Source organism: Micrococcus sp. 63XJN7_6_ISO-PGPR-S23-444 (genome assembly GCF_058072765.1).
This window is the reverse complement of sequence record NZ_CM176516.1, coordinates 831,306-843,497: the sequence shown is the minus strand read 5'-3', so window position 1 is coordinate 843,497 and position 12,192 is coordinate 831,306. Positions and strand designations below refer to the sequence as shown.

Below are 12,192 nucleotides of genomic sequence, written 5' to 3'. Positions count from 1 at the left end.
GGGGCGTCGGACGGTCGTCGTTCGGATCCGTCGGGCGTCGGGGACCGTGGCCGCGTCGATGACGGATCGGGCCGGCGTGGCGGAGTCTGAGGTGGGGACACGGGCCGCCGGGTCCTTCGGGGTGGTCTCAGTATCGACAGCCGTGCGCCCCGTCCGCCATCGACCACCCGCCTGTCTCGCAATGTGAGATAAAGCGTCACATCGTGAGACGACCGGGCGGTCGGGGTCGGATCCCGGGCCTGCGCCCACCCTAGTCAGCCGCCGCGGGGGCGGCCGCCTTCACCCACGTTCCGTGATGGAGCACCCCGCGCACCTCGAGCTCGGGGCCGAAGACGACGGCGTCCGCTCGGCTCCCGGCTCGGAGCCGGCCGACGTCGGGAAGCCCCAGGGCGTCCGCGGGCGCGGCCGTCGCCGCCCGCAGCGCGGCGTCGAGGTCGACCCCGGCGACGACGGCGGAGCGCACCGAGCCGGTGACCGTGGCCGTGGACCCGGCGATGGCCCCGGCTGCGCCGTCCGCGCCGACCACCCGCGCGACGCCGTCGTGGACCCGGACCCGCAGCGGCCCGAGGGGGAACTCGCCGTCGCCGCAGCCGGCGGCGGCCATGGAGTCCGAGACGAGGATCCACCGCTCCCCGGCCTCCCGGGCGACCCGCCGCACCGTGGCCGCATGCAGGTGGACGCCGTCCACGATGGTCTCGATCCCCACGCGCGGGTCCTCCAGCAGGGCGACGGCCGGCCCGGGCTCGCGATGGTGGGTGGGCCGGCACGCGTTGTGCAGGTGCGTGGCCATCCGCGCCCCCGCGTCGATCGCCGCGCGCGTGGTCTCGTAGGAGGCGTCCGTGTGGCCGATCGCGACGACGACGCCCGCCTCCGCCAGCCGGCCCACCGCGTCGAGGGCCCCGGGCAGCTCGGGGGCCAGCGTGACCATCGCCAGGTGGCCCGCGCCGACCTCGACGAGGCGAGCGACGTCCTCGGGCTCCGGCGCCCGCAGCGACGCGGCCCGGTGCGCGCCGCGGTGCAGGGGCGAGAGCCAGGGACCCTCGAGGTGCACGCCGGCCAGCACCCCCTCTGCGCACAGGGGCGTCAGGGCCGTCAGCTGCGCCGCGAGCGCGTCGACCTCGTCCGTGACGAGGGAGGCCACCACCGTGGTCGTGCCCGCGCGAACGTGGGCCGCGGCCGCCGCGCGTGCCGCGGCCGCGCCGGACTCGAAGGCGTGTCCGCCGCCGCCGTGGCAGTGCACGTCCACGCAGCCGGGAGCGAGGAGGGCGTCGCCGAGGTCGTGGACGGGGCCGTGGGTGCGCGGCGGGTCCCCGCCCCCGACGGCCACCACCCGGCCCTCGGCCAGGGCGATCCAGCCGGGGCCGCCGAGGCGCTCACCGTCATGGACGCGGTCCGCGCACAGCACCGACGGGGACGCGGCGGCCGGCGACGCCTGCTCGGCGCGCGGCCGGTGAGGGACCGAGGCGGGCACGGATGCACCTTCCGGGGTGGGCGGGTCGATGGACGAGGGGCGCTCAGAGGCCCTGCCAGGACGGCTTGGCCTCCCACATGTGGCGGTACTCCCCCGCGAGCTCGAGTCGCCCGGCGGCGGCCTCGTCCACGAGGACGGTCACATGCGGGTGCAGCTGCAGGGCCGTGACCGGCCAGCGCGCGCTCACGGGGCCCTCCACGAGCTGCCGCACCGCCTCGGCCTTTCCCTCGCCCCGGGCCAGCAGGACCAGGTGCCGGGCGTCGAGGATCGTGCCGACGCCCTGGGTGAGGCAGTGGGTCGGCACCTGGTCGAGGTCGCCGTCGAAGAAGCGGGCGTTGTCCCGCCGGGTCTGCTCGGCGAGCACCTTGATGCGCGTGCGGGAGGCGAGGGAGGAGCCGGGCTCGTTGAACGCGATGTGCCCGTCCGTGCCCACGCCGAGCAGCTGCACGTCCACGCCGCCGGCCTCACGCAGCGCCTCCTCGTAGGCGGCGCAGGCGCCCGGGACGTCCGCCGCCCCGCCGTCCGGACCGTGCACGGCCTCCGGGGCGATGTCCGTGCGCGCGACGAACTCCCGCTCGATCACGGTGCGGTAGGACTCGGGGTGTCCCGCGGGCAGGCCGACGTACTCGTCCAGCAGGAACGCGCGGCAGGAGCGCAGGGACAGCTCCCCGTCCCGGACCCGGCGGGCGAGCTCGGCGTAGACGGGCAGCGGCGAGGAGCCGGTGGCCAGCCCCAGGACGGCCTCGGGACGGGCCGCCACGTGGGCGGCCACCGCGTCCGCGCCGTGCCGGCCCAGGGCGGCGGCGTCGGGCAGGATGACGACCTCCATCAGCGCGCCTCCCGCCCGGGACGCGGCGGGGTTCCCCCGGCCCGGGCGTCGGTCTCGTGCATGCTCATCCTCTGCTCGTCTCGGCGTGCGGGCCGACCGGCCCTCAGCCCAGGTAGGCGCCCTCGGCGGCCGAGTGCACCAGCTTGGCGTACTTGCCCAGCACGCCCGTGGTGAACTTCGGCTCCACCGGCTTCCAGGACTCGCGGCGGGCGGCGAGCTCGGCCTCGTCCACGAGCAGGTCCATGGTGCGTCCGGCGATGTCCACGCGGATGCGGTCGCCGTCCTGCACCAGCCCGATCGGCCCTCCCTCGGCGGCCTCGGGGGCGATGTGGCCGATGCACAGGCCGGTGGTGCCGCCGGAGAAGCGCCCGTCGGTGATCAGCAGGACGTCCTTGCCCAGACCCGCCCCCTTGATCGCGCCGGTGATCGCGAGCATCTCGCGCATGCCCGGGCCGCCCTTCGGCCCCTCATAGCGGATGACCACCACGTCGCCGGCGGCGATGGTCCCGTCCTCGAGGGCGTCCATGGCGGCGCGCTCCCGGTCGAAGACGCGCGCGGTGCCCTCGAAGACGTCCGCATCGAAGCCGGCGGACTTCACGACAGCGCCCTCCGGGGCCAGCGAGCCGTGGAGGATCGCGATGCCGCCGTTGGGGTGCATCGCGTCGTCCATGGTCCGGATGACCTTGCCGTCCACCGGGTCCGGATCGAGCGCGGCCAGGTTCTCGGCGAGGGTCTTGCCGGTGACGGTGAGGGTGTCCCCGTGCAGCAGGCCCTCGTCCAGCAGGGCCTTCATGACCACCGGGACGCCGCCGATGCGGTCCACGTCCGTCATGACGTACTGACCGAACGGCTTGAGGTCGGCGATGTGCGGGGTGCGGTCGGCGATGCGGTTGAAGTCGGACAGCTGCAGGTCCACGCCCGCCTCCCGGGCGATGGCGAGCAGGTGCAGCACGGCGTTGGTGGAGCCGCCGAACGCCATGGTCACGGCGATCGCGTTCTCGAACGCGGGCTTGGTCATGATGTCCCGGGCCGTGATGCCCTGGCGGAGCATGTTCACCACGGCCTCGCCGGAGCGGCGCGCGAAGGCGTCGCGGCGGCGGTCCGCGGAGGGGGCGGCGGCGGAACCGGGCAGGGACATGCCGAGGGCCTCACCGATGGAGGCCATGGTGTTGGCGGTGTACATGCCGCCGCAGGCGCCCTCACCCGGGGCGATGGACTTCTCGATGCGGAGCAGGTCCTCCTCGGACATGAGACCGCGGGCGCAGGCGCCGACCGCCTCGAAGGCGTCGATGATGGTCACCTGCCTCTCGGTGCCGTCGGTCAGGCGGGCCACGCCCGGCATGATCGAGCCTGCGTAGACGAACACGGACGCCAGGTCCAGGCGGGCGGCGGCCATGAGCATGCCCGGCAGCGACTTGTCGCAGCCGGCGAGCAGGACGGAGCCGTCCAGGCGCTCGGCCATCATCACGGTCTCCACCGAGTCCGCGATCACCTCGCGGGAGACGAGGGAGAAGTGCATGCCCTCGTGGCCCATGGAGATGCCGTCCGAGACGGAGACCGTGCCGAACTCCAGCGGATATCCACCGGCGGCGTGGACGCCGTCCTTCGAGGCCTGGGCGAGGCGGTCCAGGGAGAGGTTGCAGGGGGTGATCTCGTTCCAGGACGACGCGATGCCGATCTGCGGCTTGCCGAAGTCCTCGTCCCCCATGCCGACCGCGCGGAGCATGCCGCGGGCGGCGGTGCGCTCCATCCCGTCGGTGACGTCGCGCGAGCGCGGCTTGATGTCGGGAGCGGCGGACGGGGTGCTGGGAGTCGACGCGGCGGAGTCCATGCCGCGGAGTCTAGTGAGCACGGCGCCACCGGGCCGACGCGACGTCCCCGTGTGACGGGTGCCGCGGCATGACACGTGCGGACGGGTCCGCGTACGTTGGGGCCATGGACACGCCCACCCTGCACAGACGGCTGCGCCGCGTCTTCGATGCGCGCGTGTTCAACCATGGCGACTACAACGTCGTCTACGGCCAGCCCTCGGGCTCCTCCTCCCCCCTCGTCATCGGCTACCGCCACCAGCCGCTCGAGATGCTGCTGTGCCCGTTCGACCCCACCTCCACCCCGGACGACCACGACCGTCGCGCGCCGGGCGTGGCCGAGGACGACCCGCACGGCCCGGTGACCGAGGCCTCCGCGGACCGCGCCGACGTCGTCGAGGTGGGCCTGGCCAACATCGCCACCGTGGCGGACACGGGCAGCGGCTATCAGGTGGAGACCGTCACGGGCTTCCGCACGTGGTTCGACGTCCCGGAGCACACGCGCGTCCCGGTGGGCGACCTCACGGAGGACGGCACCGCAGAGCTCGACCAGGCCGAGGACGCCACCGACTTCCACGCCTTCATGACCGCGTTCATGGATGAGCTGGACCGCCTCTACGCGGCCCCGGAGCCGGACACGACGGACGTCACGCCCCCCGATTTGCGCGGCGTCTGAAACCCCTGGTAGGGTTTCACCTCGTTGCACGGCGCACCGGAGCGATCCGAGAGGCGGTGCGGCACCTGCACCTCTAGCTCAACCGGTAGAGCATCTGACTCTTAATCAGCAGGTTCCGGGTTCGAGTCCCGGGGGGTGCACCACACGAAGCGAAGGCCCCGTCTCCACGGAGACGGGGCCTTCGTCGTCTCCGCTCCCGGCAGGCCCCACCGTAGGCTTGGGCCCATGACCGACACGACCCAGCACCGCCTCCAGCCCGGCGACACGGCACCTGCGTTCACCCTCCAGGACCAGGAGGGCCGGCCCGTCTCGCTGCGTGACAGCGCGGGCAAGCACACGATCGTCTACTTCTACCCGGCCGCGTCCACGCCCGGCTGCACCACGCAGGCCTGCGACTTCCGGGACAGCCTCGCCTCCCTCACCGCGGCCGGTTACGTCGTCCTGGGGATCTCCCCCGACCCGATCGGCAAGATCATCCGGTTCGCCGAGCAGGAGGGCCTGACGTTCCCCCTGCTCTCGGACGAGGACCACGCGGTGGCCGAGGCCTACGGCGCCTGGGGCGAGAAGAAGAACTACGGGCGGACCTTCGAGGGTCTGATCCGCTCCACGATCGTCGTCGGCCCGGACGGGAAGGTCACCCACGCGCAGTACAACGTGAAGGCGACCGGCCACGTGGCCCGACTGCGCCGCACCCTCGGCCTCGACGAGGCCTGATCCGCGCCCGCCGCGCCCGGGCACCGCACGGTAGGATCGGGCCTCGCCCCGTGCGCGGGGTGTGCGCGGGCGTGGCGGAACTGGTAGACGCGCTGGATTTAGGTTCCAGTGTCCTGGACGTGGGGGTTCGAGTCCCCCCGCCCGCACTCCCCGGGCCCGCCCGACCCCGACGTCACCTGCCAGAGGAGGCCGCCATGCAGCCCACTCGCCGCGCCTTCCTCGGCGGGGGCCTGGGCCTGCTCGGCCTGGGCGTGGCCGGCTGCACGACGTCGCCCGCGGCGCCGTCCTCGGCCGCCCCGAGCTCCTCGGGCCCGGGCCGGCTGCTCGTGGTCGGCGCCCCGGCGCGGGCGCTGACGCGGGACCCGGCCCGCGCGCTGGACGTCGAGTCCTTCCGTCTGATCCGCCAGGTCTTCGAGACGCTGCTCGGCGTGGACGCGGACACCGGCGCCCCCACGCCCCGCCTCGCCGAGCGGCACGAGGAGTCCGACGGCGGCCGCCTCCACACGTTCCACCTGGTCTCCGGGGTGGTGTTCGACGACGGCGAGCCGTGCGATGCCGCCGCCGTGGTCGCGAACATCGAGCGGTGGGCCGCCGCACCTGCGCCCGTGGACGGGACCGTCTCCCCGCCCTCCTCGTTCGTCTCGGCCTTCGGCGGATACGCCGGGGACGCGGACTCCGCCTTCGCCGGCGTCGAGGCGCACGGAGAGCTCGAGGTGCGGCTGCGCCTGCACTCCCCGCGCCGTCACCTCGCGGCCGCGCTGGCCTCGCCGGCCTTCGCGATCTCCTCGCCGGCCTCGTGGGACCGCACGGTCGACGTGGACGGCTCCGAGGTCACCACCCCCGCCGGCACCGGCCCCTACCGCTGGGCCGACGCCGCGGAGACCGCCGAGCTCACGCGCGCCCACCCGGGTGCCTCGGGCGCAACGTTCCTGGTCCCCAGCGCCCGCCACCGCGGCTCCGATCCGGCGGCGCATCCGGTGGCCGTGCAGGCGTGGGGTCGGGCCTCCGTGCGCCTGCGGGAGCTGCGGCGCGGCACGGCGGACGTGATCGACGTCGTCGCCCCCGGCCAGCTGCGCCCCCTCGTCGAGGCCGGCACCCAGGTGCTGCCCCGGGACCCCCTGGGCGTGCTCTACGTGGGCATGAACCTGGACCATCCGCTCGTGCACGCGCAGTACCTGCGCCAGGCGATCGCGTACGCGGTGGACCGCCCGCGCATCGCCGGCAGCGACGTCTTCCTCGAGGGCACCCGCCTGGCCCACGACCTCGTCCCCCCGTCCCTCGGCGTCGGCGACGAGGAGGCTCGGCGCTACGACGTCAACCCGGGCCGGGCCCGCGAGTTCCTCGGCCTGGCGGGATACGACGGGGAGCCGTTGGAGTTCCTCTACCCGGCTGGCACGGCCCGTCCCTCCCTGCCCGAGCCTGAGCGGGTCTACGCGATGGTCGCCCGCGACCTCGGCGCGGTGGGGATGCACATCGTGCCCGTGCCCGTGCCGGAGGACCAGGACTACCTGCACGCCGTCGTCTCCCGACCCACCCGAGCCCTGCACCTGATGGGCCGCACCGGCGACTACCGAGACCCGCACGCGTTCCTCGAGCCCTTCGCGCGCTCGGGCCGCGCCGAGACCGGCTACCGCAACCCGCGCGTCGTCGAGGACGTGGACGCGGCGGCGGCCGAGACCGACGACGACACACGCCGCGCCCTGTTCCGCCGCGTCGTCCGGGCCATGGCCCTCGACCTGCCGGCGCTGCCGCTGGTCTATCCGATCTCGGCCCTGGCCACCGGCCCGCGCGTGGCCTCCTACCCGACGTCGCCGCAGCTGGACGAGCCCTTCTCGCGCGTCAGGCTGACCGAAGGCTGAACGCACCGGTAGTACAGTGGGAGATCACGGCGCCCGGCCCGACCGCCACTGCTCGGCCTGGTCGCACTGCGCCCACCCGCCGTCGTTCTGCTTCAGGAGTTGACCGTGCCCACCACCTCGTCCACCGCCACCCACGACGTCGTCCTGATCGGCGGCGGCATCATGAGCGCCACCCTGGGCGTGCTGCTGCAGAAGCTCGAGCCCACCTGGTCCATCGCCCTGTACGAGAGCCTCGATCAGGCCGGCCTGGAGTCCTCCGACCCGTGGAACAACGCGGGCACCGGCCACGCCGCCCTGTGCGAGCTGAACTACTCGCCCATGGACAAGAACGGACGGGTGGACGTCACCAAGGCGCTGGGCATCAACGAGCAGTTCTGGACCACCCGCCAGTTCTGGTCCTCCCTGGTGGCGGACGGCACGCTCAAGGACCCCAAGTCCTTCATCAACCCGCTGCCGCACATGTCCTTCGTGTGGGGTGACGACCACGCGGACTACCTCCGCACCCGCTATGAGGCCATGTCCGCCCAGCCGCTGTTCGCCGGCATGGAGCACAGCGAGGACCCGGAGCAGATCCGTGCCTGGGCCCCGCTGCTGATCGAGGGCCGTGAGCCGGGCCAGCGCCTGGCGGCGTCCCGCAACACCGGCGGCACCGACGTCGACTTCGGCTCCCTCACCCGCCAGCTCATCACGGCCATGGCCGGCGCCGGCGCCGAGGTGCGCTTCGGTCACAAGGTCACCGGCCTCACCCGCGGCACGGACGGCCGCTGGGAGGTCAAGGTCAAGAACAAGGCCGCCGGCTCCGAGCTCGTGGACCGCGCCCGCTTCGTCTTCGTCGGTGCCGGCGGCGGCGCCCTGCCCCTGCTGCAGAAGTCCGGCATCCCCGAGGCCAAGGGCTTCGGCGGCTTCCCGGTCTCCGGCCAGTTCCTGCGCTGCACGGACGAGTCCGTGGTCAACCAGCACATGGCCAAGGTGTACGGCCAGGCCGCCGTCGGCGCCCCGCCGATGTCCGTGCCCCACCTGGACACCCGCTTCGTCAACGGCAAGCGCTCCCTGCTGTTCGGCCCCTACGCCGGGTTCTCCACGAACTTCCTCAAGACCGGCTCCTACCTGGACCTGCCGCTGTCCGTGCGCCCGCACAACCTCAGCACGATGCTGGACGTGGCCAAGGACAACATGGACCTGACCAAGTACCTCGTGACCGAGGTGCTGAAGTCCCGGGACAAGAAGATCGACGCGCTGCACGAGTTCTACCCGGAGGCCGACGGCGGCGAGTGGGAGCTGATCACCGCGGGCCAGCGCGTGCAGGTGATGAAGCGCAAGGGCCGCTTCGGCGGCGTCCTGCAGTTCGGCACCGAGGTCGTCACGCACGCGGACGGCTCGCTCGGCGGCCTGCTCGGCGCCTCGCCGGGCGCCTCCACCGCGGCCCCCATCATGGTGAAGCTGCTCGAGCGCTGCTTCCCCGCGAAGATGGCCGGCTGGGACGGCACGCTCAAGGAGCTCATCCCGTCCCTGGGCCACACGCTCAACGACGACCCGGCGCTGCTGGACGAGGTCCGCACCGTCACGGACGCCGCACTGAAGCTGGCCTGACGCCCCGATGGGAGCGCTCGCACGGTTCTCACTCGGTCGGCGGGCGCTCGTGGCGCTCGTCACCGTGTTCATCGCGGTGTTCGGCGTCCTCTCCGCCGGGCAGCTCAAGCGGGAGCTGATCCCCCCGCTCGAGCTGCCCGTCATCTCCGTCTCGACGCTCTACCCGGGGGCGTCCCCCGAGGTCGTGGACGCTCAGGTGGGCGAGCCCCTCGAGACGGCCCTGCAGGCCGTGGAGGGGCTCGAATCCTCGCGGTCCACGTCGCAGTCCGGCTTCAACGCGGTCCAGCTGGAGTTCGCCTACGGCACAGACCTGAACCGGGCCCGGTCCCAGGTGGACCGCGTGGTGGCCAACCTGGGGCCGCAGCTGCCGGAGGAGGCGGAGACCTCGTCCTTCGCGGGCTCCGTCTCCGACTTCCCGGTGGTCTTCCTCGCCCTGTCCGGGGACGAGGACCTCAACACCCTGCGCCGCCGCGCCGAGGACGTCCTGGCCCCGCGGCTGCAGAAGATCGACGGCGTCCGTGGCGCCGACGTCCTCGGCGGCACGGACGAGAACGTCTCCGTGGTCCCGGACCCGGCCGCGCTCGCCGCCGCCGGGCTGACCACCTCCGACATCACCGACGCACTCGAGGAGAACGCCGGCCTCTTCCCCGTCGGCCAGGTCACCGAGGGGGCGACCACCTATCCCGTCCAGGCGGGCGCCGCCGTCGAGGACCTCGAGGGCCTGCGCGGGATCGTCGTCGCTCCCTCCGGCGACGGCGAACCGCGCACCCTGGACGAGGTCGCCGACGTCACCCTCGTGGCCGCGGCCCCCACGTCCCTGACCCGCACCGACGGGGTGCCGACGCTGTCCGTCTCCGTGACCGCGACCCCGGACGCCGACCTCGTGGCGGTCTCGCAGGCCGTGCGCGACGCCCTGCCGGAGCTGGCGTCCCTGGTCGGCGGCGGCGCGGACCTGACCGTGGTGTTCGACCAGGCCCCGTTCATCCAGCAGTCCATCGACACGCTGTTCCAGGAGGGCCTGCTGGGCCTGGCGTTCGCCGTGCTGGTGATCGCCGTGTTCCTGCTCTCGGTGCGCTCCACCCTCGTCACCGCCGTGTCCATTCCGCTGTCCCTGCTGGCCGCCCTCATCGGGGTGGCGGCCTTCGGCTACTCCCTCAACACGCTGACGCTCGGGGCGCTGACGATCTCGATCGGCCGAGTCGTGGACGACGCGATCGTGGTGGTGGAGAACATCCGCCGGCACCTCGGCCTGGGTGCCGACCGGCGCACCGCGATCCTGGACGGCACGCGCGAGGTCGCCACCGCGATCACCGCCTCCACCCTCGTCTCCGTGGCCGTGTTCCTGCCCATCGCCTTCGTGGGCGGCCTGGCCGGCGAGCTGTTCCGGCCCTTCGCCGTGACCGCCACGGTCGCCCTGCTGGCCTCCCTCGTCGTCGCCCTGACGATCGTGCCGGTGCTGTGCTGGTGGTTCCTGCGCTCCCCGCGGCGCGGGGCCGAGACCACGGCCGCGCCCGCCGTCCCCGGCGACCGGCCCGTGGCGGCCGGCGGATGGCTCACCCGGGCCTACCGCCCGGTGCTGCGCTGGACACAGCGGCACACCGTGGTCACCCTCGCCGCCGCCCTGGCGCTGCTGGCCGGCACGGCCGCGCTGGTCCCGCTGATCCCCACGAACCTCCTGGGCGACTCGGGACAGAACTCGTTCGTCGTCACGGCGGAGCAGGAGCCGGGGACGTCGCTGGAGACCACGGCCGCCGCCGCCGAGCGCATCGAGCGGGTGCTGCTGGACACCGACGGCGTCGAGACGGTCCAGTGGACGGCCGGCACCGCCGCCGGTCCGATGGGGGCCTTCGGCGGCTCCTCGGCGGACCGGGCGCGGTTCACGGTGGTGACCGACCCGGATGCGGACCAGGTGGCCCTCCAGGACGGGGTGCGCGCCGAGCTCACGGGTCTCGACGGCGTGGGCGACGTGTCCGTCTCCACACAGCAGGGGCCGAGCGGCGGCCAGGACATCGAGGTGGCCGTCTCCGCCCCCGACCCGCAGGCCCTCACCGCGGCCGCCGATCAGGTCGCCGAGGCGCTGCGGCCCGTCGAGGGTGCCCGCGAGGTGACGACGCCGGCTTCGGACCTGCGCCCGACGTTCCAGGTGGACGTGGACACCGTCGCCGCCGCCCGGCTCGGCCTGACCGAGGAGGCGGTGGCCGGCCAGGCCGCCGCCGCCCTGCAGGCCGTGCCCGTGGGCGACGTCCGCTTCGGGTTCGAGAGCTTCGCGGTGCAGCTGGGTGACCCGGAGCCGGTCGAGTCCCTCGACGCCCTGCGCCAGGTGCCCGTGGAGACGGCCGAGGGGCCCGTGCCGCTGGGGGACCTCGCCGAGGTCTCGCGAGTGCCGGTGCCCGCCCGGGTGACGTCCTCGAACGGCGAGCGGACCGCCGTCGTCACGGTGACCCCGGACGACGAGGACCTCGGGGCCGTCTCGCGCCGGGTCACGCAGGCCGTGGCGGAGCTGGACCTGCCCGAGGGCGTCACCGCGGCCGTGGGCGGCGCGGCGGAGCAGCAGGCGCAGACGTTCCGGGACCTCGGACTGGCGCTGCTGGCTGCCGTGGCGACCGTGTACGTCGTGATGGTGGCGACGTTCAACTCGCTGCGCCAGCCGCTCGTGCTGCTCGTGTCGATCCCCTTCGCCGCCACGGGCGTGTTCCTGGCGCTGCTGGCCACCGGCACGCCGCTGGGACTGTCCACGATGATCGGGCTGCTCATGCTGGTGGGCATCGTGGTGACGAACGCGATCGTGCTGATCGACCTGATCAACCAGTACCGCCGCGACCGCGGCATGACCTTGGACGAGGCGATCGAGGTGGGCGCGCTCAACCGCGTGCGCCCGGTGGTGATGACGGCCCTGGCCACCATCCTGGCCATGACCCCGATGGCCCTGGGCATCACGGGGCACGCGGGGTTCATCTCCCAGCCCCTCGCGGTGGCCGTGGTGGGCGGCCTGGTGTCCTCCACCCTGCTCACGCTCGTGCTCGTGCCCGTGCTGTACCGGCTCACCGAGGTCCGCGGGGAGCGCCGCCTGCAGGAGGAGCGCCGTGTCGCGGCCGAGCGGGAGGCGCAGCGCGTCGCGGCCGAGCGCGCGGCCGAGCAGGCGCGCCGGGCTGAGGAGCGTTGGGCGGCCCCGTCCGAGCTCGACGCCGGACGCCTCGGCCGACTCCGGCAGCGCCTCCGCCGGCGGTGGCGCCGGGCCTGACCTC

General features: G+C 73.9%; 8 protein-coding genes and 2 tRNA genes. 7 read left to right on the top strand and 3 right to left on the bottom strand.

All coding sequences use genetic code 11. The features are described from left to right. Window positions 1-250: 250 nt before the first annotated feature. From AC3RJ9_RS03895 to ilvD, 3 genes are all read right to left on the bottom strand, one after another. Complete coding sequence (locus tag AC3RJ9_RS03895) at window positions 251-1,471, bottom strand: N-acetylglucosamine-6-phosphate deacetylase (protein ID WP_123244091.1); 1,221 nt, start codon at window positions 1,469-1,471, stop codon at window positions 251-253. A gap of 43 nt (window positions 1,472-1,514) precedes the next feature. After that, window positions 1,515-2,300 (bottom strand): glucosamine-6-phosphate deaminase, encoded by a 786-nt coding sequence (gene nagB, locus AC3RJ9_RS03890; protein ID WP_123244092.1) that lies wholly within the window; start codon window positions 2,298-2,300, stop codon window positions 1,515-1,517. A gap of 103 nt (window positions 2,301-2,403) precedes the next feature. Then, window positions 2,404-4,131, bottom strand: a complete 1,728-nt coding sequence (gene ilvD / locus AC3RJ9_RS03885; RefSeq protein ID WP_069941567.1) for a dihydroxy-acid dehydratase — start codon at window positions 4,129-4,131, stop codon at window positions 2,404-2,406. Window positions 4,132-4,235: 104 nt separating this feature from the next. On the opposite strand from ilvD, the gene AC3RJ9_RS03880 reads away from it, so the two are divergent. The 7 genes from AC3RJ9_RS03880 to AC3RJ9_RS03850 all read left to right on the top strand — a co-directional run bounded on the left by AC3RJ9_RS03880 (window position 4,236) and on the right by AC3RJ9_RS03850 (window position 12,188). Next, window positions 4,236-4,784, top strand: a complete 549-nt coding sequence (locus AC3RJ9_RS03880; RefSeq protein WP_123244093.1) for a hypothetical protein — start codon at window positions 4,236-4,238, stop codon at window positions 4,782-4,784. 67 nt (window positions 4,785-4,851) lie between these two features. Then, window positions 4,852-4,927, top strand: a tRNA-Lys gene (locus AC3RJ9_RS03875). 82 nt (window positions 4,928-5,009) lie between these two features. Next, window positions 5,010-5,498, top strand: a complete 489-nt coding sequence (bcp, locus tag AC3RJ9_RS03870) for a thioredoxin-dependent thiol peroxidase (protein WP_010078986.1) — start codon at window positions 5,010-5,012, stop codon at window positions 5,496-5,498. A gap of 65 nt (window positions 5,499-5,563) precedes the next feature. Continuing rightward, window positions 5,564-5,644, top strand: a tRNA-Leu gene (locus AC3RJ9_RS03865). 48 nt (window positions 5,645-5,692) lie between these two features. Then, a complete protein-coding gene (locus AC3RJ9_RS03860) occupies window positions 5,693-7,357 on the top strand; it encodes an ABC transporter substrate-binding protein (protein WP_036312976.1) in 1,665 nt (554 codons plus the stop codon). Between the two features lie 99 nt (window positions 7,358-7,456). Further along, window positions 7,457-8,947: a malate:quinone oxidoreductase gene (locus AC3RJ9_RS03855; RefSeq protein ID WP_205805183.1), complete on the top strand. Its 1,491-nt coding sequence runs from the start codon at window positions 7,457-7,459 to the stop codon at window positions 8,945-8,947. 7 nt (window positions 8,948-8,954) lie between these two features. Beyond that, on the top strand, window positions 8,955-12,188 hold the full coding sequence (locus AC3RJ9_RS03850) for an efflux RND transporter permease subunit (RefSeq protein WP_036312982.1): 3,234 nt from the start codon (window positions 8,955-8,957) through the stop codon (window positions 12,186-12,188). Window positions 12,189-12,192: the final 4 nt, after the last annotated feature.